This is a genomic window from Streptomyces sp. NBC_01515, from assembly GCF_045040345.1.
Lineage (GTDB): Bacteria > Actinomycetota > Actinomycetes > Streptomycetales > Streptomycetaceae > Streptomyces.
The window spans coordinates 6,007,232-6,027,707 of sequence record NZ_CP109416.1; the positions used below are offsets into that span (position 1 = coordinate 6,007,232).

The following is a 20,476-nucleotide window of genomic DNA, read 5'->3' on the forward strand; positions in this document are numbered from 1 at the left end:
CCGCACCCAGGCCGGCCGCACGGCCCGCCACGCGGACAGTCACCCGGCCCGCCGCGCGGGCCACGCAGACCCAGGCTCAACCTCAATCCCAACCCCAGTCTCAGGCCCAACCCCAGTCTCAGGTCCAGTCTCCGACCGGGACCCCGGCGCCAGGGCAGGCTCGGGCCCAGGCGCTGACGTATCCCTCGTTCTCGTCGTACATGAGGGCCCGGCAGCCCGTGCTGTTGCGCACCGCGCGGTCGTTGACGGCGAATCCGTGTGACGCCGAGGACCTGTTGCAGACCGCGCTGACCAAGACGTATGTCGCCTGGGAGCGGATCGAGGATCACCGCGCGCTGGACGGCTATGTCCGCCGCGCGCTGCTGAACACGCGGACCTCGCAGTGGCGCAAGCGGAAGGTCGACGAGTTCGCGTGCGACGAGCTGCCCGAGCCGGAGACGATCGGCGGCGCGGAGGATCCGGCCGAGCAGCAGGCGTTGCACGACGCGATGTGGCGGGCGATCGCGAAGTTGCCGGAGCGGCAGCGGGCGATGGTCGTCCTCAGGTATTACGAGGACCTCAGCGAGGTCCAGACGGCCGAGGTGCTCGGGGTGTCCGTGGGTACGGTGAAGTCGGCGGTGTCGCGGGCGCTCGGCAAGCTGCGCGAGGACCCCGAGCTGGGTGTCGCCCGCTGAGGTCAGCCCGCCAGAGGCCATTCAGGCATCCAGGCCAGTCGGGCATCAGGGCATCAGATTCAAGTCACCCGGCTGCCGTCGAAGTCGGCCATGAAACCACCCGCCGGGCAAGGTGACGTGATCGATCATCCGCCCCTAGTGACATACCGTGCGGTATGTGCGCAGAATCAGCGCATCCCTTACTACCGCGTAGGCAATGTCGCCCCGGGAGGACGCCGTGCTGAGCACCATGCAGGACGTACCGCTGCTGATCTCCAGGATCCTGACCCACGGGTCGACGGTCCATGGAACATCGCAGGTGATCAGCTGGACCGGTGAGGGAGAGCCGCAGCGCCGTTCCTTCGCGGAGGTCGGTGCCCGCTCGGCCCAACTGGCGCACGCCCTGCGCGAGGACCTGGGCGTGGCGGACGGCGAGCGCACGGCCACGTTCATGTGGAACAACGCCGAACACGTCGAGGCCTACTTCGCGATCCCCGCCATGGGCGCGGTGCTGCACACGCTCAACCTCCGTCTTCCGGCGGATCAGTTGGCCTGGATCGTCAACCACGCGGCGGACCGGGTGGTGATCGTCAACGGTTCGCTGATCCCGCTGCTCGCACCGCTGCTGCCCAAGCTGCCGACGGTCGAGCACATCGTCGTCTCCGGCCCCGGCGACCGCACCCCCCTCGACGGCGCCCACGCGCGCGTGCACGAGTACGAGGACCTCATCGCAGGCAAGCCCACCACGTACGACTGGCCCGAGCTGGACGAACGCCAGGCCGCCGCGATGTGTTACACCTCCGGCACCACGGGCGACCCCAAGGGCGTGGTGTTCAGCCACCGTTCGATCTACCTGCATTCCATGCAGGTCAACATGACCCAGTCGATGGGGCTCACGGACCAGGACACCTCGCTGGTCGTGGTCCCCCAGTTCCACGTGAACGCCTGGGGCCTGCCCCACGCCACTTTCATGACCGGCGTGAACATGCTGATGCCGGACCGCTTCCTGCAGCCCGCCCCGCTCGCCGAGATGATCGAGAGCCAGCGCCCCACGCACGCGGCGGCCGTGCCCACCATCTGGCAGGGCCTGCTCGCCGAACTCACCGCCAAGCCTCGCGACGTCTCCTCGCTCACCCAGGTCACCATCGGCGGTTCGGCCTGCCCGCCCGCCCTCATGGCGGCCTTCGACAAGCTCGGCATGCGGGTCTGCCACGCCTGGGGCATGACGGAGACGTCCCCGCTCGGTACGGTCTCGCGCCCGCCGGCCGAAGCGGTCGGCACGGATCGGGAATTCGAGTACCGGCTGACCCAGGGCCGTTTCCCGGCGAGCGTCGAGGCCCGGCTCACCGGCCCCGGCGGCGAACGGCTGCCCTTCGACGGCGAGTCGGCGGGCGAGCTGGAGGTGCGCGGCCCGTGGATCGCCGGCGCCTACTACAACGGCCCGGACGCCGAACCCCTGCGCCCCGCCGACAAGTTCAGCGAGGACGGCTGGCTGAAGACGGGTGACGTAGGCACGATCTCCGCCGACGGTTTCCTCACCCTCACCGACCGCGCCAAGGACGTCATCAAGTCCGGCGGCGAGTGGATCTCCTCCGTCGACCTGGAGAACGCCCTGATGTCCCACCCGGACATCACCGAGGCCGCCGTGGTCGCCGTACCGGACGAGAAGTGGGGCGAGCGTCCGCTGGCGACCGTCGTCCTCCGGGAGGGTTCCACCGCCGACTTCGAGTCCCTGCGCGCCTTCCTCGCCGACGCGGGAAAGATCGCCAAGTGGCAGCTCCCCGAACGCTGGACGATCATCGAGTCGGTCCCGAAGACGAGCGTCGGCAAGTTCGACAAGAAGGTGCTGCGCAGGCGGTACGCCGAGGGTGACTTGGACGTCACCAAGCTCTGACGCGCACCTGCGATGACGGGTCTTCGAACTTGAGCGGCGCGGGTTTTGTTCGTCCCTGCCGGACGGACCCTCCCCGCGGAAATGTGACACTTCCCCCGTCGAGTGTCACATTTCCGCGCAGTGCCCCCTGGCGCCGAGTGCCGCACGCACCGCCCCACTTCGAAGACCCCCGATGCCGCGCAGGGCCTCACCGCCGTACAGCAGTCGAAACCCACCCGATCACCAACCAAATCCCCGCCACCACACACACCCCGCCCCAGCCCCAATGGCTGAACGCCGGCCCCGCCAGCGACGAAGCGAGGGCGCCGCCCGTGAAGCCCGCGACGACGTACGCGGTGTTGGCGGTCGCCGGGGTGGAGGTGGTGGTGAGGGCGAGGGTCTGGTTGGCGACGTGGGAGGCGACCAGGGCCGCGTGGATCGCGATCGCGGCGACGAACAGCGCCCACAGCACGTGCCCGCCCAGCCAGAACAGCGGTACGGACACGGCCGCGAGCACATACGCGGACCGTACGACCTTCTCCGCGCCGAACCGGTCGACGAACCCGCCCGCGAGCGGAGCCACCGCGCTCGCCGCCAGCCCGAAGAGCCCGAACAGCCCGGCGGTCGCGGTCGAGAAGCCGTAGGAACCGCCGGTGAGCAGTAGGGCAAGGGTCGTCCACAGGGCGCTCCACGCGCCGAACATCCCCGCCTGGCGCAGGCACGCGCGCCACAGGTCGGGCGAGCTGCGGACCAGGCCGGGCAGGGCCGCGACGCCTGAGAAGAGGGGCCCGGTCCGCTCCCGCTTCTCGGACGGGAGGACGTATGCCGTCGCGAGGCCGAGGACGAGGGTCAGGGCGGCCGAGCCGATGAAGACGACCCGCCAGCCGTAGGCCTGGCCGACCAGGCTGCCCACGACGCGCGCGGCCACGATGCCGGTGAACAGGCCCGCTATGACGGCAGCGACATGGCGGGCGCGGTGGTGGGCGGGGGCGCGTTCGGCGACCAGCGGGACGAGGAGCTGCGGTACGACGGTCGCGGCGGCGGCGACGAACACGGCGACCGCGAGGGCGGCGGTGCCGGGGGCCGCGGCACCGGCGAGCAGGGCCGCCGTGGTGGCCACGGAGAGGGCGGCGACCAGGGGGCGCCGGTTCACGCGGTCGCCGAGCGGGGCGAAGAAGAGGAGACCGGTGGCGTAGCCGAACTGCGCGACCGACGCGATCCACGCCACGGCGGACGGGGTCGAACCGAAGTCGTGCGCGATGAGGGGGAGCAGCGGGCCCGCGAGGTAGATGTTGGCGGCCGTCACGGCGGTACAGACGGCGATGAGGACGAGGAAGAGGCGGCCGGCGGTCGTGGGGACCGGCGTTCCCGTCGGGATCTGTACCGGCTGAGCTGTGGTTGCGGAGGACATGAGCGGTAGGACTCCTTCGAGCCGGCTCCAGCAACTAACTGGTTGGTTGGAAGCTGGAACAGCATGCGGCGCCCCGGAATTCCCTGTCAACCAAACAGTTGGTTACCGCCGCCCGCCGAGTACCCTGGCCCCATGGGAGTCAGAGACCCCGAGGCCACCAAGGCCCGGATCTTCGAGGCGGCGGTCGCCGAGTTCGCCCGGCACGGCATCGCGGGCGCCCGCATCGACCGCATCGCGTCCGAGGCGAAGGCCAACAAGCAGCTGATCTACGCCTACTTCGGCAACAAGGCGGAGCTGTTCACGCGGGTCCTCGGCAGGTCCATGCTCGACCTCGCCGTCGCGCTGCCCGTCGACCCGGACGACATCGAGGGCTGGCTCGACCGCCTCATGGACTACCACGAGGCCCACCCCGAACTGCTCCGCCTCCTCTTCTGGGAGGGCCTGGAGTACGGCACCGCCGAACTGCCCGACGAGACCGAGCGCCGGCAGCACTACGCGTTCAAGGTCGCCGCGCTCCAGGACGGCCAGGACCGGGGTGTCGTGAGCGACGCGATCCCGGCCCGCGACCTGCTCTTCCTGCTGGTCGCGATGGCCAACTGGGGTGTCGTCGTACCGCAGATGCGCCGCGTCCTGGTGGGCGCGGACGACCCGGACCGGGACCGGCTCCGCGAGTCGATCAAGGAGGCGGCGCGGCGGCTGGTCGCCAAGTAGCCCTGTTGTAGGGTCACTTGGCGAAGTGGGCCATTTCTGGGGCTAGTTGGTACCGATCCGGGCGAGCAGGTCCACGATCCGCGACTGGACCTCGGTACTCGTCGACCGCTCGGCGAGGAAGAGCACGGTCTCCCCGGAGGCCAGCCGCGGCAGGTCGGCCTGGTCCACCGCGGCCGTGTACACGACGAGCGGGGTGCGGTTGAGCTGCCCGTTCGCGCGCAGCCAGTCGACGATCCCGGCCCGCCGCTTGTGCACCTGGAGCAGGTCCATGACCACCAGGTTCGGCCTCAACTGCCCGGCCAGTGTCACCGCGTCGGCGTCACTCGCGGCCCGCGCCACCTGCATCCCGCGCCGCTCCAGCGTCGCCGTCAGCGCCAGCGCGATCTCCGCGTGCTCCTCGATCAGCAGCACCCGCGGCGGATGCTGCTCACTGTCCCGAGGCGCGAGCGCCTTCAGCAGGACGGCGGGATCGGCGCCGTAGGCCGCCTCACGCGTGGCCTGCCCGAGCCCGGCCGTGACCAGCACCGGCACCTCGGCAGCCACCGCCGCCTGCCGCAACGACTGCAACGCCGTACGGGTGATCGGCCCGGTCAACGGGTCCACGAACAGCGCCGCCGGGAACGCGGCGATCTGCGCGTCGACCTCCTCGCGCGAGTGCACGATGACGGGCCGGTACCCGCGGTCGCTCAGCGCCTGCGTGGTCGTCACGTCCGGCGCGGGCCACACCAGCAGTCGGCGCGGGTTGTCGAGCGGCTCCGGGGGCAGCTCGTCGTCGAGCGGCTGCGGCCTGGGCGTGTCCGCGATCTCGACGGCCCCGCCCGGCCCGTCCAACGGCTCCGGCCCCTCGGCCGCGTTCTCGTCCGGTGCCCCTATGGCGTACGACCGCCCGGCCCCCTCGGTCATCTGCGCGAGGCGCGACTGCCCGGCCATGGAGGGCTGAGCCCGCTCACTCTGCTCCGCCACCGCACCGGCGGGCTCGGGCCGCGTCCCCAGCTTCCTCCGCCGCCCGCCCCCACCCGACTGATGCGGCGGAGGCGTAGGCGTAGCGGCAGGCACCTGCACCTGAGCGGCCTGCCGCGTGAACGGCACCCCCTGCCCCAACGTCCGCACACTGATCGCCCGCCCCTGAGTCGAGTTGGGATCAACAGGCGCGGCAGCGGCCTCAGCGGGAAGCGGCTGAGCGACCCGAGCCTGCGCGGCGACGGGAGTGCCGGGCGCGGGAGCATTCGGGTTCGGGTTGGCGTTCGGCTGCGGATTCGGCGCCTGGTTCGGCGCTACGGCGGTCTCGGCGCCGTTCGCCGCCACGGGCGCCGGAGCCCCACCGGGCGTACCCGCGGCCGGGTTCGGCTGCGCGGCGGGCAGAGCCTGCGGCGGCACCGGCCCACCGGACTGCCCCTGAACCGGGGCGACTTGACCGGGGATGCCGTGCGGGGAGACGGGTTGCCCCTGCGCGGGCACGGCCTGCGCGGGAATGCCCTGAGGCGGAATCGGCTGCCCGGGAACACCGGGGGCTCCTTGCCCCGGGATCCCCTGGGGCGACACAGGCTGGCCGGGAAGTCCCTGCCCCTGCACTCCCTGCCCCTGGATCCCCTGCCCCTGGATCCCCTGCGGCGACACCGGCTGACCGGGGTTGCCCTGCCCAGGACTGCCCTGAGCCGGAATGCCCTGACCAGGAACCGCCTCGGCCGGCAACGGCTGCCCCGCCGGCACCTGCCCCTGGGCGGGAAGACTCTGCGCGGGAGCAAGCTGCGTCGCGGTACCGGTCTGCCCCGCGGCAACCTGCGCCGGAACCCCCTGCTGCCCCTGCCCGGCCGCCCCCTGCGCCGGAACCACCGCACCAGGTTGCCCCTGCCCCTGCACCGCAACGCCGGCCTGAACCGAGGCCCCGGCCTGCACGGGCACCGACTCCACACCCTGCGCCTGCTGCTGCTGAGACTGAGGCTGCGGCTGAGCAACAGCCCGACGCCGCCGCCCAGTTGGCGCCCCGGAGGGATGCGGCTGAGGCGGAGTGTGATCGTCACCCTGATCAACCGGAACGGCATCGTGCCGCCCGTCGTCACCGGGATGCCCACCAGGAACACCCCCGGGAATCTGTCCGGGCACAACCGGAACCCCGGGCGCGACGGGAACTCCGGGCGCCTGCGCGGCCGTAGCCCCGGCCGTAGCCCCAGAACCCTCCGGCGTCCGATCGGCCTCGGCCGGCGGCAACGCGAACACCGTCCGCGCCCCCGCCTCCTGCGCCGCGGCCCGCTCGGCCGCGGCAGCCAGCGCCCGCCTGCGACGCCCGGTCGGCTGCCCGTCATCGCCAACGGAGTCGGAGTCACCGACGGCATCGGCGGAGCCGCTCGCGGGCAACGCGGCAGGCAACGCCTGCCGTTCACCGCCCACGGGCACACCTCGCGGCGACACGGTGCCACCAAGTCCCGTACCGGAAGCGGCAGTTCCGGCGGCATGCTCCGCCGCCGTCATCACAGCGCCCTCGGAGACACCCCCGGACACACCTTCGGGGTCACCGTCGGACACGTCCCCGGCCGCGCCTTCGGCCGCCCGCCCGCGCCGCCGCCCGGTACCGCCGGACGCACCGTCGCCACCCGCCTCACCGGCCACCGCGACCGCCGCGGACTCCTCGCCCGCACGCCTCCTGCGCCGCCCGGTGGGCACGGCGGCCTCACCGCCGCCACCGGTGTCCTCGGAGGTACCGTCCGGCACCTCGCTCTCCAGGAACGCGTCCACGGAGGACCGCCGGGCCCGCCGACGTCCGTTGCTGGCCGACGCCTGCTCGGGCAGGGCGAGTTCGGCGCCGCCACCGGTCGCGGCCGGAGCCGCGACGGCCCCCGCCCCGCCCCCGATGGGCACCTCCAGCACATACGCGCTGCCGCTCATCCCCGGCACGTCGTGGGTCTGCAGCACACCGCCGTGCGCCCGCACGATCCCGCGCACGATCGGCTCGTGCACCGGGTCTCCCCCGGCATACGGCCCGCGCACCTCGATCCGTACGACCTCACCGCGCTGCGCCGCCGCCACGACGACCGTGTTGTCCATGTAACCGCCCGCCGACACAGGCGAGTTGCCGGTCGCGTCGACGCCCGCGACATCCGCGACGAGATGCGCGAGCGCGGTCGCGAGGAGCCCGGGGTCGACCTCGGCCTCGATGGGCGGCGCGTGCACGGCGAACTGCACCCGCCCGGGCCCGATCAGTTCCACGGCCCCGTCGACACCGGCCGCGACCACGGCGTCCAGCATCACCTTCGTACGGGTGATGCCGCCTTCGCCGGTCTCCAGCCGCTGATAGCCGAGCACGTTGTCGATGAGCTGCGTGATGCGGGAGTACCCCGCCGAGAGGTGATGGAGGACCTGGTTGGCCTCGGGCCACAACTGGCCCGCGTCGTCGGCGGCCAACGCGGCCAGTTCCCGGCGCAGTTCGTCGAGGGGCCCGCGCAACGACCGCCCGAGCAGCGTGAGGAGTTGCTCGTGCCGTCCGGCCAGCTCCTCGAACCGGTCCTTCTCCCGCTCCCCGAGCGCGGCGTACCGCTCCTCGTTCGCGGCGAGTTCCTCCTCGTGCCGTTCCTGGAGTTCCTCGACCTCGGTGATGTGCTTCTGGCGCAGCGAGGTCAGCTCGGAGGCGTGCTCCTCGTCGAGCCGCTCCAGCTCGTCCCGGTGCAGCTTGTCGGCGGCGTCCTTCTCCTCGGCGAGCGAGTCGTAGGGCCGCCGGTCGGTGAAGGTCATCACGGCGCCGACCAGTTGGTCGCCGTCGCGCACGGGTGCGGTGGTGAGGTCGACGGAGACCCGGTCCCCGTTCTTGGCGAACAGCACCTGCCCGCGCACCCGGTGCTTGCGCCCGGACCGCAGGGTGTCGGCGAGCGGCGACTCCGCGTACGGGAAGGGGGAGCCGTCCGCGCGCGAGTGCAGCACGAGGTTGTGCAGTTCCTTGCCGCCCAGGTCGCTGGCGCGGTACCCGAGGATCTGCGCGGCGGCCGGATTGACGAGCACGACCCGCCCGTCCGTGTCCGTCCCTACGACGCCCTCGGCGGCGGCGCGCAGGATCATCTCGGTCTGCCGCTGCGAACGGGCCAGCTCGGCCTCGGTGTCCACGGTCCCGGAGAGATCGCGCACGACGAGCATCAGGAGTTCGTCGGAGGTGTAGCCGTAGCCGTCGTAGGCCTGCTGGCCGTCTTCGAGGTTGGCGCTGGTGACCTCGACGGGGAACTCGGAGCCGTCGGTGCGGCGGGCGGTCATGCGGGTGGGCTTGGTCCGGCCGCGCGGGTCCATCGAGTCGGGGCGGCGCATGGAACCCGGGATGAGCCGGGAGTCGAACTCCGGCAGCAGGTCCAGCAGTCCGCGCCCGACGAGCGCGGTGCCCGGCGCCTCGAAGGCCTCCAGCGCGATGGTGTTCGCGTTGACGACGGTCCCGTTGGCGTTGACCAGGACCAACGCGTCCGGGAGCGCGTCGAGTATGGCTGCGAGGCGAGCAGCGCCTCGGGATGGCCTGCTGCTCACGAGACGCTTCCTCCCTGTTACCGCACCTTGCCGACCGCGGAGGCCATCTTGCCAACCTGCCCGCGACGTGTCACGCGAGGGAGTCTAAGGGCAGTCCTTGTGCTCGCGGAGTGAGATGAGAGGGAGGTCGCACGGTGAAGTGACGTAGAACGTGTGACCGACCACCAATCCCCGGCGTCTTCAGCGATGGGCGCCGAGGTCGGGCAGCAGCGGGACCATCCCGTTCCAGCGGGAGATCTCGCAGCCGTTGCTCCGGTCGTACGTCGTGTCGACCGGGCGTCCGGCCCAGGTGCCGGTGACATGGGCGGTGGCCGGGCCGCCGTAGATCATCGTGCACATGCTGTCCGGGGGCACCGGTGCGAAGGGGTCCTTTCCCCACTGGGTGTTGCGGCCGACGGCCGCGCAGGCGCCGGTCACGTCCGGGTGGGTGCCGCCGCCGGGGTGGCAGTACAGCTCGTGCGTCCCGTCGGCCGCGCCGCCCGCGTGCCGGACGGTGACGGTGAGGTGGTCGCCGCCGGACCGGTCCTCGTCGCGGACGGGCGGTGGCGCGAGGGTGCGGGGCGTGGCGGGGGCGGCCTGTGCGAGGGCGACGGCGGGCACCGCGGCCAACGAGCCGACGGTGGCGGCGGACGCGGCGGCGATCACGAGGAGACGGTTGACCTGCAACATGACCTGACTAACGCCCGCCGCCCCCGGACGTTGCGGACCCGGCGGCCGGCATCAACGGCTTTGCCCTGCGGGCCGCCTGCCTAGTACCGTGGGAGGCGATTGGTGACACCGCGCTCGTCTGTGTCATCATCTGCACGCACCTTCCGCGCTCGCGCGGGTGGTTGTGCTGGAGGCGTCGCCTAGTCCGGTCTATGGCGCCGCACTGCTAATGCGGTTTGGGACGCAAATCCCATCGAGGGTTCAAATCCCTCCGCCTCCGCACCACACCGAAGCCCCGGTCCGAGAGACCGGGGCTTCGGTCGTTCCCGGAACCCCTCCGTAAGGCCGTTTTCGCAGCTCACAAGGGGTATGGCTAACGGATTTCACATGGCGGCGGCAGTCATGTAATGTTCTTCCTGTCGCCGCGAGCGGGCCGGAAGGGCCGGGAGCAGCGAAGGAAAACAAGAGAAAACGAGCACTCGTAGCTTAACGGATAGAGCATCTGACTACGGATCAGAAGGTTGCAGGTTCGAATCCTGCCGAGTGCACATCTGACGAGAGGCCCCGGAGCGATCCGGGGCCTCTCGCGTGTGCCCCGGCGGCTGTTTTTCGATGGCCCGAGGCGGTTCCGGGCCGGGTCCGGGAAGGGCCAGGTCAGGGGCGTGAGGGGTACGTCCGGGGCGGCTCCGTGGTTCCCGCTTGCTCGATCTGTGATGAACAAGCGATGTGGACGGCCTCAGCGAGTGGCGTGTCTAGGCCCATACTGGAGTCAATGACAAAGCCAGCTGCACCGAAGCGCTATTTGCCCACCAGTCCCTTCAAGGCCCCGGCCGCGGCGGCACCCAAGCAGTTCGCCGTCGGCGACCAGGTCACACACGACATGTACGGCCTCGGCCGGGTCATCGGCATCGAGGACGGAATCGCGGTGCTCGTCGACTTCGGGTCGGTCCAGGAGCGCATCCTGAGCCCGTACTCCAAGATGAGCAAGCTGTAGGACCGCTGTGCCCGGTTCACGGCACACCAGGTCCTAGCGGCCTGTAACGAACGGGAGACCTCTCATCGACCTGACCTCGCTGTTCTCCGCCCCGGAAGGGGCGACCCGCCTGTCCGGCGCGGGATCGCCCCCTCCGGCGACGAACCCCTTCCAGGCCCCGGACTTCGGGGAGGACGAGACGCTGCCGCTCGACGACGGGCAGGCACCCTTCTCGGACATGGACGAGGCTTTCCGCAGGGCGGGCTAGTCAGGGCGGGCTGGGCTTCCATGGGCGCTGTCCGGCGAAGCCCGTCAGCCATGGGCCAGCTCCCCAGCGGTTTTTCAGTGATCCTTCGCCGGCCATCCGACGGCCCGGAAGACGGCGACTGGATCCAAGTAGTCGTGCCAGTGCGTCACTTCGCGGTCCCTGACGGTGATCACGGAGACGAAGTGGTTGTCGTAGGCCCGCCCGGTCCGCACAGCCCGTCCGTGCACGGCGTACTCAAGCACGACCACTGACGTCCCGGGGTCCCGGTGGACGGCCAGTCCGTCCGCGCTGTGCAGGATCATGACGTCGCCGTAGCCGCGGTACAGGTCGGCCACCGCCGCGCGTCCCTCGACCCGGCGCGGGTAGCCGGGCACGGACACGACGTACTCGACGACCACGTCCTCGGCCAGGAGGTCGAAGAAGTGCTCGCCGTCGACGAGCCCCGCGAGCCCCTCCTGGACGATCCGGAAGAACGGATCGAGCGCCGCGAACCCGCCCGCGTTCTCGGCGGATGCGGATACAGGTACGGGTACGGGTGGTGATGCGGACATGGTCACTTCACCCCCGCCCGGTGTGCCCAGACGCCCGCGTTCCGCCGCGCGAAGTCCTCGAAGCCGGCCGGCGCCCGGCCGGTGACCTTCTCGATGTCGTCGTTGGGCGTGGAACCGTTCCCGGAGACGATGGCGCCGGTCAGCCAGCGGAGCAGCACCGCGTAGTCGGCGGGGACGAGCCCGGCCGCGACCGCACCGCCGATCCACGCCTCGGGGTCGATGTCCTGGTGCCGGACGGGCCGGCCGGTCACCGCGGTGATGGTGTCGGCGACCTCGGCGACGGTGAGGGCCTGCGGCCCGGTCGGCGCGTACGACGCCCCGGCATGGGCCTCGGGATCGAGCAGCGTCTCCACCGCGACCGCGGCGATGTCGCCCGCGTCGACGAACGCCTCCCTACGGCCGCCGGTCGGCACCGTGATCACACCGTCGACGACCGGCAGATGCGCGTCGCCGAAGTTCTGCATCACCCACGCGGGACGCAGGATCGTGTGCGTGAGGGTGTCGCGGGCGGCGAGATCGTCCTCCACGGCCCTGATGTCGACGTCCGGGGGCGCCAGTTGGCCGCCGTAGGTGCTCAGGCAGGTGACGTGACGTACTCCCGCGGCCACGGCGAGGTCGAGGAACGCGGCCACCTGGTCGGCGTAGGAGATCCGCAGGACGGGGGTGACGAGGTAGAGGCGGTCGACGCCGGCGAGGGCGGCGGGGTGGGTGGTCGGGTCGTCCCAGTCGAAGGGCACGTCGGCGCCGTGGCGGGCGGCGGTGCGGGCGGGCAGTCCTCGTTCGGGGAGCCGGCGCGCCAGGAGGGAGCCGGTACGGCCGGTGCCGCCGAGGACGAGGGCGGTGGGGGGTGATCCAGTCATGGCTCCATCGTGGGAGCGAGACGGGGGCGGATCAATGTGTGAATCGCGCGATTCATTACGCCAGACGCTCGGAGAGAGCCGCCGTGCGGTCGCCTCGCGGATACTGATCGGGTGGACATACTGCACGATCGCCTCGCGCGGGCCCGCGCCTCCGGTGCCGTTTTCGCGCGGACGGTGGCCGAGCCGCCGTGGGGACTGCGCCTGGCCGGGTCGATCCAACTGGCCGTGCACACCGTCGTACGGGGCCGGGGTTGGCTGTGGCTGGACGATCCCGGCGGCGCGGTGGAGCTGGTACCGGGTGAGGTGACGCTCGTGCGCGGCGGCCCCGACCATCACATCGGGCACGAGCCGGGCGCGGACTGCCTCGAACCGGAGGAGTTCCGCAACAGGCATGCCCAGGACGGGAGTTCGGAGGATCCGCGGGCGACCGTGTTCCTCTGCGGGGCGTACCGGTTCTCGGGGGACATCGGTGCCGGGTTGCTGGAGGCGCTGCCGCAGGTGCTGACGCTGTCGGCTGCGGTGGGGGATCCGTTGCGGGACGTGATCGGGCTGCTGTCCCACGAGTTGGCGACACCGGCGCCGGGCGAACCGGGCGGGCCCACGGTCCTGGACCGGCTCCTGGACGTCCTGCTGGTGCTGGCCATCCGCACCGACTTCCGGCGCAGCCCCAACGCGCCCCGCTGGTACCGGGCTTGTGCGGACCCCCGCCTGAACGCCGCGCTCCAGGCCGTCCACGAAGACGCCGGCCACCCCTGGACGGTCCCCGAACTCGCCGCGATCAGCGGCCTGTCGAGGGCCGCCTTCGCCCGCACCTTCCGCGACGCCCTCGGCCAGACCCCGATCCAGTACCTCACCGACTGGCGGATGGCCCTGGCCCGCGACCACCTCCGCACCGGCGAACTCCCCCTCACGGCCATCGCCCGCACGGTCGGCTACACCTCGCCGTACGCCTTCGCGGCAGCGTTCACCCGCCATCACGGGGAACCACCGGGCAGTTGGCGGCGACGGCATTCCCACTCCCCGAACGACCTTCACCCGCAGGCCCATTGACACCCCAGGGGGTCCGGTTCAGCCATGGTCACCCGCCACCCTCACCCGGTTGTTCGCCGAGGAGTTCCGGTACTCGGCCGGCACGCTCGTCCTCTATCGGCGGGCGTATGCGCTGGCCACCTACGACCTGTTCTCGTCGGACGGTGGCGACGGGCATTTCCGTTGGTGTGCCGGGGTTCTTACGCGGCCGGGCTGAACGCGGGGGTTGCCACCGTCGGCCGTACCGCGATCGCGACCGGAGCCGGGGTGCCGCGGTCGGCGAAGACGAACAGGCGGAGGACCAGGAAGCGGCCGATGCCGGCGAGGGCGGAGGCACTGAGGTAGACGGCCTGTTCGGTGAGCATGCCGGGGGTGGGCTGGACGGTGTGGAGGATCAGGATCGCCGCGGACGTCGCCGCGTAGGCCGCCGTGGCCGAGCCCGCCGACTGCCAGTGCTCGCGCAGGCCGGGGCGGCGGCCGGTGCTGAAGGTGAACAGGGCGTGGAGTTCCGTGCAGAGGACGGTCGAGGCGATCGTGATCAGGGCGTTCGCCGCCGCCCAGGGCATCAGCGCGGCCAGCAGCGGTACCGCCGCGCTGGACAGGACCCCGACACCGCCGCCGCACACCACGAACCTGACGAAGGACGCGAACGGGGCGGGCTTCATGGGATTTCCCTCCGTACGGCGGCTGTTGGGCCTGCGCCGACCCTCTTGACCGGCTGAGGTCAACGATGCCGTCGTACGGTTCCGGGCACGATGGAGCGGTCTCCCGGACCGTGGGGGGAGTGGGCTGTACCTACGGGGTCGGGTTTACCCCCTGTCCCGCGCCCGGAGTTCCTCGATGTAGTCCTGCGCCAGCGTCGACGTCCGCGTGAACCAGTCGTTCAGTACGGCGATCTCGGCGGGGGAGTAGTCGGCGAACTGGGCGTTGAGGCGGTCGTAGTAGGGGCCGTAGAGGGCGACGACCCGGGTCACCGCGGCCGGTACCGAGGCGACGCGGACGCGGCGGCGGTCGGCCGGGTCGGGGACGCGGGTGATGAAACCGGCGCGCTCCAGGCGGTTGAGGATGCCGGTCACCGCGCCGGTCGTGACGTGGACGTGTGCGGCGAGGTCGCCCGCGGTGAGGAGGTGCTCGCCGGACCTGATGACGTAGGCGAAACAGACGAGATCGGTGACGTTCAGGCCCAGCCGCTCGGCCATTTCCTGCTGGCCGAGCTGCGCGGTGGCGATGAGGGAGTCCATCGCGTCCAGCGCCTGCGCCGGGGTGGCGGTGGGGCGAGGCTTGGCTTGCATGGTTATTGCCTTAGCTCGTGAGAGGTTTCTACTCTAAACTTCTTAGGTGGTGAGATAAATCCCGGTGGGGTCTGCCGGGCCCTGTTCGGAGTTCCAGGGAGGTCGACGCATGAGCGCACATCAGTATGACGAGGGGCATACGGTCGCGGGCTGGACCGGATTCGGTATCGCGACCGTCGGGACGACCGTCGCCGGGGTGGGGGTGTGCGCGGTCTCCGCCCTGCTGATCGGGGTCGGGCTGGGGATCGTCGCGGTGAGCGTCCTGGTGACGTGGGCGCTGCATCTCACCGGCTGGGGGAAGCCGCCTGGGCGGCGGGACCGGGCGCAGTGGGGGATGCGGGTGCGGGACCCGTCGGCGCGGGCGGGGCATGCCGGGTGCGTCGGGTGCCGGCTGGCGGGGCGGGGGCGGGCGGCCGAAGAGTACACGGCCGAGGAGCGCGCGGTCGGGTACCGGGAGCTGTCTCGGGCCGGTGAAACCGCGGGCTGACGCGGTTGTCAGTGCCGCCGTCTAGTCTCGTGAGCGATGGCACAGACAGCACGGGCATCACAGACGTGGAAGTGCTCGGGACTGCGGTGGGCGGTGGACGGTCCCGAGCTGAAGTGGGACGGCGGGCGCGGGAGCCCGTTGCCCCGGGGGAAGCGGGTGGCCTTCGAGGTCGCGGAAGGGGGCGGGCGGACATGTGTGGGCGCGCGGGGCCACGCCTGTCCGGTGCGGGCGGCCGTGCCGGAGCGGAGTACGGGGGCGCGGTGCGAGGAGTGCGCGCGGTTGGACCGGGCGCACTCGGTGGCCGCCGACACCATCGCGGACGACCCGCGGCCGTACCACGTGTACCTGGCCTGGTTCGGCCCCGGCCTGCTCAAGGTCGGCATCACCGCCGAAGAACGCGGCTCCGCGCGGCTGCTTGAACAGGGCGCGGTCTGCTTCAGCTGGCTGGGCCTCGGCCCCTTGATGGCGGCCCGCCGCTCGGAGGAGCTGCTGCGCGCCGCCCTACGGGTCCCGGACCGGATTCCCTACGGCGAGAAGCGCGCCGTCCGTTCCGCGTTGCCGACGTCGGCCGCGGAGCGGGCCGCCGAGATCGCCGACCTGCACGCCCGCGCCCTCGCGCTGCGCGAATGGCCGGAGTCGCTCCACCGCGAGCCGTACCGACCCGTGGACCACGTCGACGTCTTCGGCCTCGCGGGACTCCCGGCCCCCGTCGGCGAGGTGAGGGGGCTGGTCGCGGGCGGGGTGGTGAGCGGGGAGGTCGTCGCGGCGGCGGGACCTGACCTCCACCTCTCGACCGGGCGGGGTGTGGTCGTGCTGGACACACGGCTGATGACGGGGTGGGAGCTGATCCCGGCGGGTTCCTCCGGGGGTGACACGGGTGGATTCACCGTGCCGGTACGGGAGTTCAGGCGGGAAGTGCCGGGGGTGCAGGAGGGGTTGTTCTGAGGCCGGGCTGCGGTGACCGGGGTTATGGGGCGGCCGGCGTGGTCGTCGGGCGGTGAGGGGATCGGGCAGCCGCCGTAGTCGCCGGGCGGTGGGGGGATCGGGCAGCCGCCCTAGTCGCCGGGCTGTGCGGGCAGCGGGCAGCGGGCAGCGGGCAGCGGGCAGCCAGAGTGGGCATCGGGAAGTGCGGGAAGTGCGGGCAGCGGGCAGGGAGGTAGTCGGTATGGAAGTCCCCGTCACCGTCCAGTGGGTCCGGACCTCCTGGACGAAGCGGTCGCGTGGCGGTGAGGCCGCCGCCCGGAGGAACGCGGTGCCGGTCGGGTTCGCACTGCCGGACGGGGTGGTGCCGCCGGAAAGGAGGCCGCCGCTCGCCCACACCGTCAAGGTGCGCGAGTGGGAGGACTTCACGCCGGTCGAGGGCCGGGCGGAGTTGAAGACCGTCGACGTCCAACTCCGCCGGGTGGACGGGCGGTTGCGGGTACTCCCCCGCGTGGAGCCGCTGTTCGGGCTGCCGCCCAGACGACGCCGGCCTCCCGCGGTGCGGCTCGTGCCGGGGCAGTGGGTCCGGTGGCAGCTCAACTACCGCTTCAGCAGCGCGGCCGGCGTGCGGGACTGGTCGTACTGGCTGGACACCTTCAACATCGCCTATGGGCCGGTGACCGCCGACGTGTTTCTGGGGACGCCCGACTTCCGTGTGGATGAGCAGGGCCCGGTTCGATAGGGAGGATCAAGACGTGGATGCCGAAGCGGTTGAGGCGGCTGAAGCTGCCGAAGCAGGTGGAGCGGCCGAAGCGCTCGAAGTGCGGGCGTTCTGGCGGCGGCTCGGGCTCCCCGGGCTGATCGACGTGCACACCCACTTCATGCCCGAGCGGGTGCTGCGCAAGGTCTGGGACTACTTCGACGCGCTCGGGTCGGCGACCGGCGGGGCGCTGGAGTGGCCGATCACGTACCGGAAGGAGGAGGCGCAACGGGTCGCGCTGATAAGGGAGTTCGGAGTACGCGCTTTCACCGCCATGCTCTATCCGCACAAGCCCGGGATGGCCGAGTGGCTCAACGGGTGGGCCGTCGAGTTCGCCGCGCGGACGCCCGACTGTCTGCACACCTCGACTCTCTTCCCGGAGCCGGGAGTCGAGGACTACGTTCGGCAAGCCCTCGATGCCGGGGCCCGGGTGTTCAAGGCGCATGTGCAGGTCGGGGCGTACGACCCGGCCGATGAACTCCTCGACCCCGCCTGGGGGTTGCTCGCCGAGAGCGGGACGCCCGTAGTGATCCACTGCGGGTCGGGGCCCGCCGCACCCAGCAAGCACACCGGGCCCGAGCCGATCGCCCGGGTACTGGCCCGCCACCCCCGGCTGCGACTCGTCCTCGCGCACATGGGGATGCCGGAGTACGAGGACTTCCTGGACCTGGCCGAACGGTACGGCGAGGTGCGGCTGGACACGACGATGGCGTTCACGGACTTCAGCGAACGCCTCGCGCCCTTCCCGCCCGCTGCGCTCCCCCGCCTCGCCGCCCTCGGCGACCGTGTGCTCCTCGGCACCGACTTCCCGAACATCCCGTACCCCTACCTGCACCAACTGCACGCCCTGGAGCGGCTGGACCTGGGCGACGACTGGCTGCGCGCGGTCTGCCACGACAACGGGGCGCGGCTGTTCGCACGGTGAGGGCGAGCTGAGAGTCCCGCAGGTACGGGTGATGCGTGGAGAACGTGCGGATAGAGGGGAGACCGAGGCGGGTGCGGGGCGGGATGCACGGCTCCATGACGGTTGGATGAGCGCTGGGAAAGCGGTTCCAAGGCGTTCCCTGAGTGCTGGCTGTGAGTTTCTCAGGGAAATCACAGACTCCGGAAAGCGTGTTCTTAGGGGGCCCCGACAAGGTGTCCACTATGACCACGACCTCGCCCCAGGGGCGCACCGAACTGCTGAGGCCGGACGGGAGCCCCGTCCGAGTGCTTGTGGTGGACGACGAGCTGTCGATCACCGAGCTGCTGTCCATGGCCCTCCGATACGAGGGCTGGCAGATCAGAAGCGCGGGTGACGGAACCGGCGCGATCCAGACCGCGCGCGAGTTCCGGCCCGATGCCGTCGTCCTCGACATGATGCTGCCGGACATGGACGGCCTGACCGTTCTCGGGCGGATGCGCCGCGAGCTGCCGGACGTGCCGGTGCTGTTCCTGACGGCGAAGGACGCCGTCGAGGACCGTATCGCCGGGCTCACCGCCGGCGGCGACGACTACGTCACCAAGCCCTTCAGCCTCGAAGAGGTCGTCGCCCGGCTGCGCGGACTGATCCGCCGCTCCGGTGCCGCCGACCGCCGCTCGGACTCCGTGCTGATCGTGGGCGACCTCACCCTCGACGAGGACAGCCACGAGGTGTCGCGGGCCGGGGAGGGCATCCACCTCACCGCGACCGAGTTCGAGCTGCTGCGCTTCCTCATGCGTAATCCCCGGCGGGTACTCAGCAAGGCGCAGATCCTCGACCGTGTGTGGTCGTACGACTTCGGTGGGCAGGCCAATGTGGTCGAGCTCTACATCTCGTATCTGCGGCGCAAGATCGACGCCGGTCGTGAGCCGATGATCCACACCCGGCGCGGTGCCGGTTACCTGATCAAGCCCGCGGCGTCATGAGCGGGCGACGACGGCCGCGTGCGCAGAAGAAACGAGCGGGTAAGCCGCGCACCCTGCGGACCCGGCTCGTCGTCGCGTCCGTGACGCTGATCGCGGTGGTGTGCGCGGTGATCGGTACGGTGACGACACTGGCGCTGCGCTCTCATCTGTACGACCAGCTGGACGATCGGCTCGGCGAGGTGTCGGCCCGTGCCTCGGGCGGCTTCGGGCCGCCCGGTGAAGGCAAGAACGGCTCCGCCCCGCCCGGCCAGCAGCAGGGCAAGGCGGACCAGTCCAAGGCGGACCAGTCCAAGGGCAAGGCCGTCGTTCTCTCCGACTTCGTCGCCCGCGGGCCGCAGCCGGAGGGCACGGTCATCGCGAGTGTCAAGAACGGCTCCATCACCGACGGCAAGGTCGGCGAGAAGGCGAAGAACAGCAGCGGCATCTTCAACATGACCCCCGTGTCGCTCACCAGCGCGCAGAAGGCGGCGCTCAACGAGGTTGCCCAGGACACCGGTGCGCACACCGTGGAGCTCCCCGGACTGGGGGACTACCGCGTCAACTACGTCACCGGCATCAACGGCAGCTACTACGTCGCCATCCCCACCTCGGACACCGAAAGCACCATCAACACCCTGATCCTCGTCGAGGTGAGCGTCACCGGCGCCGGCCTCGTCGCCGCCGCCATCGCCGGCTACGTCCTCGTCGGCGTAGCCACCCGCCCCCTCCGCCGCGTGGCCTCCACCGCCACCCGGGTCTCCGAACTCCCCCTCCACACCGGCGAAGTCACCCTCAACGAACGTGTCCCCGAGTCCGAGACCGACCCGCACACCGAGGTCGGCCAGGTCGGCGCCGCGCTCAACCGGATGCTCGACCACGTCCACGGCGCCCTGCACGCCAGACAGCAGAGCGAGATGCGGGTACGGCAGTTCGTGGCCGACGCCAGTCATGAGCTGCGGACACCCCTCGCCTCCATCCGGGGATACGCCGAGCTGACCCGGCGCGGGCGCGAACAGACCGGCCCCGACACCAAGCACGCCCTCGGCCGGATCGAGTCCGAGGCCGGCCGCATGACCCTCCTCGTGGAGGATCTGCTGCTCCTCGCCCGGCTCGACGCGGGCAGACCGCTGCAGTTCGACCAGACCGACCTCATCCCGCTCGTCGTGGACACCATCAGCGACTCGCGCGCGGCCGGCATGGACCACAACTGGCGCCTCGACCTGCCCGACGAACCGGCCCTCGTGTCGGCGGACGCGGCCCGTATCCAGCAGGTGCTCATCAACCTGCTGGGCAACGCCCGCAAGCACACCCCGCCGGGTACGACGATCACCGCACGCGTGCAGCGGCGCGGCCCGTGGATGTGCGTGGACGTGGAGGACAACGGCCAGGGCATCCCGCCCGATTTGCTGCCGCATGTCTTCGAGCGGTTCGCACGCGGCGACTCGGCGCGTTCCCGCTCCACCGGATCGACGGGTCTGGGCCTCGCCATCGTGCAGGCGGTCGCGACCGCGCACGGCGGAGCCGTCACCGTGGACAGTGTTCCCGGACGCACTGTGTTCACCGTGCATCTGCCCGCGCTGGCACCCGCTGTGCCCACGCCCGCCCCCGAAACGAATTGGCAATCGCACTCACAGGCACAGCACAGTGCCACCACATGGGTGCAACAGGGCGCTTGA

Annotated in this window: 19 protein-coding genes and 2 tRNA genes; 14 read left to right on the forward strand and 7 right to left on the reverse strand. The window is 71.3% G+C overall.

Annotated features, from left to right (window positions below; genetic code table 11):
- The first annotated feature begins 173 nt into the window (after positions 1–173).
- Both OG407_RS26995 and OG407_RS27000 read left to right on the forward strand, forming a co-directional pair.
- Entirely contained in the window at positions 174–674 is a 501-nt protein-coding gene (locus OG407_RS26995; protein WP_405868622.1) for a SigE family RNA polymerase sigma factor, read from the forward strand.
- Positions 675–870: 196 nt separating this feature from the next.
- The gene (locus OG407_RS27000; RefSeq protein ID WP_405861919.1) at positions 871–2,547 is read left to right on the forward strand and encodes a long-chain fatty acid--CoA ligase; all 1,677 of its coding nucleotides are present in this window, start codon (positions 871–873) and stop codon (positions 2,545–2,547) included.
- Positions 2,548–2,734: 187 nt separating this feature from the next.
- On the opposite strand, the gene OG407_RS27005 is transcribed toward OG407_RS27000, so the two are convergent.
- The gene (locus tag OG407_RS27005; RefSeq protein ID WP_405861921.1) at positions 2,735–3,937 is read right to left on the reverse strand and encodes an MFS transporter; all 1,203 of its coding nucleotides are present in this window, start codon (positions 3,935–3,937) and stop codon (positions 2,735–2,737) included.
- A 132-nt stretch (positions 3,938–4,069) separates the two neighbouring features.
- Here OG407_RS27005 and OG407_RS27010 point away from each other — a divergent pair, with 132 nt between their 5' ends.
- A complete protein-coding gene (locus OG407_RS27010) occupies positions 4,070–4,648 on the forward strand; it encodes a TetR family transcriptional regulator (protein ID WP_403589732.1) in 579 nt (192 codons plus the stop codon).
- Between the two features lie 42 nt (positions 4,649–4,690).
- Here the strand turns inward: OG407_RS27010 and OG407_RS27015 are convergent, their stop codons facing one another.
- Positions 4,691–9,145, reverse strand: coding sequence for a PAS domain-containing protein (locus OG407_RS27015; RefSeq protein WP_405861924.1), 4,455 nt, complete (start codon positions 9,143–9,145; stop codon positions 4,691–4,693).
- A 180-nt stretch (positions 9,146–9,325) separates the two neighbouring features.
- Complete coding sequence (locus tag OG407_RS27020; protein WP_405861926.1) at positions 9,326–9,814, reverse strand: SSI family serine proteinase inhibitor; 489 nt, start codon at positions 9,812–9,814, stop codon at positions 9,326–9,328.
- Between the two features lie 168 nt (positions 9,815–9,982).
- Between OG407_RS27020 and OG407_RS27025 the strand changes: the two genes are divergently transcribed.
- From OG407_RS27025 to OG407_RS27035, 3 genes are all read left to right on the forward strand, one after another.
- A tRNA-Ser gene (locus OG407_RS27025) sits at positions 9,983–10,073 on the forward strand.
- Positions 10,074–10,268: 195 nt separating this feature from the next.
- Positions 10,269–10,341 (forward strand) — tRNA-Arg (locus tag OG407_RS27030).
- Positions 10,342–10,565: 224 nt separating this feature from the next.
- Positions 10,566–10,787: a hypothetical protein gene (locus OG407_RS27035; RefSeq protein ID WP_033285538.1), complete on the forward strand. Its 222-nt coding sequence runs from the start codon at positions 10,566–10,568 to the stop codon at positions 10,785–10,787.
- A gap of 321 nt (positions 10,788–11,108) precedes the next feature.
- Here the strand turns inward: OG407_RS27035 and OG407_RS27040 are convergent, their stop codons facing one another.
- Together OG407_RS27040 and OG407_RS27045 are read right to left on the reverse strand one after the other, a co-directional pair.
- Positions 11,109–11,585, reverse strand: a complete 477-nt coding sequence (locus OG407_RS27040) for a nuclear transport factor 2 family protein (RefSeq protein WP_405861928.1) — start codon at positions 11,583–11,585, stop codon at positions 11,109–11,111.
- A 2-nt stretch (positions 11,586–11,587) separates the two neighbouring features.
- A complete protein-coding gene (locus OG407_RS27045) occupies positions 11,588–12,445 on the reverse strand; it encodes an NmrA family NAD(P)-binding protein (protein ID WP_405861930.1) in 858 nt (285 codons plus the stop codon).
- Between the two features lie 111 nt (positions 12,446–12,556).
- On the opposite strand from OG407_RS27045, the gene OG407_RS27050 reads away from it, so the two are divergent.
- Both OG407_RS27050 and OG407_RS27055 read left to right on the forward strand, forming a co-directional pair.
- A complete protein-coding gene (locus OG407_RS27050; protein WP_405861932.1) occupies positions 12,557–13,495 on the forward strand; it encodes an AraC family transcriptional regulator in 939 nt (312 codons plus the stop codon).
- 49 nt (positions 13,496–13,544) lie between these two features.
- Entirely contained in the window at positions 13,545–13,691 is a 147-nt protein-coding gene (locus OG407_RS27055; protein ID WP_405861934.1) for a hypothetical protein, read from the forward strand.
- On the opposite strand, the gene OG407_RS27060 is transcribed toward OG407_RS27055, so the two are convergent.
- Both OG407_RS27060 and OG407_RS27065 read right to left on the reverse strand, forming a co-directional pair.
- The gene (locus tag OG407_RS27060; protein ID WP_405861936.1) at positions 13,675–14,139 is read right to left on the reverse strand and encodes a hypothetical protein; all 465 of its coding nucleotides are present in this window, start codon (positions 14,137–14,139) and stop codon (positions 13,675–13,677) included. The two genes, OG407_RS27055 and OG407_RS27060, sit on opposite strands and share 17 nt — an antisense overlap.
- A gap of 144 nt (positions 14,140–14,283) precedes the next feature.
- Positions 14,284–14,766 (reverse strand): MarR family winged helix-turn-helix transcriptional regulator, encoded by a 483-nt coding sequence (locus OG407_RS27065; RefSeq protein WP_405861938.1) that lies wholly within the window; start codon positions 14,764–14,766, stop codon positions 14,284–14,286.
- 109 nt (positions 14,767–14,875) lie between these two features.
- Here OG407_RS27065 and OG407_RS27070 point away from each other — a divergent pair, with 109 nt between their 5' ends.
- The 6 genes from OG407_RS27070 to OG407_RS27095 all read left to right on the forward strand — a co-directional run bounded on the left by OG407_RS27070 (position 14,876) and on the right by OG407_RS27095 (position 20,476).
- A complete protein-coding gene (locus OG407_RS27070; RefSeq protein WP_405861940.1) occupies positions 14,876–15,253 on the forward strand; it encodes an HGxxPAAW family protein in 378 nt (125 codons plus the stop codon).
- Positions 15,254–15,289: 36 nt separating this feature from the next.
- Entirely contained in the window at positions 15,290–16,198 is a 909-nt protein-coding gene (locus OG407_RS27075) for a DUF2797 domain-containing protein (RefSeq protein ID WP_405861942.1), read from the forward strand.
- Positions 16,199–16,418: 220 nt separating this feature from the next.
- Positions 16,419–16,916, forward strand: a complete 498-nt coding sequence (locus tag OG407_RS27080; RefSeq protein WP_405861944.1) for a hypothetical protein — start codon at positions 16,419–16,421, stop codon at positions 16,914–16,916.
- 13 nt (positions 16,917–16,929) lie between these two features.
- Complete coding sequence (locus OG407_RS27085; protein WP_405861946.1) at positions 16,930–17,859, forward strand: amidohydrolase family protein; 930 nt, start codon at positions 16,930–16,932, stop codon at positions 17,857–17,859.
- Between the two features lie 221 nt (positions 17,860–18,080).
- Complete coding sequence (locus tag OG407_RS27090; protein WP_033285546.1) at positions 18,081–18,821, forward strand: response regulator transcription factor; 741 nt, start codon at positions 18,081–18,083, stop codon at positions 18,819–18,821.
- Positions 18,818–20,476 (forward strand): ATP-binding protein, encoded by a 1,659-nt coding sequence (locus OG407_RS27095; RefSeq protein WP_405861948.1) that lies wholly within the window; start codon positions 18,818–18,820, stop codon positions 20,474–20,476. Before OG407_RS27090 ends, OG407_RS27095 begins: the two co-directional genes overlap by 4 nt.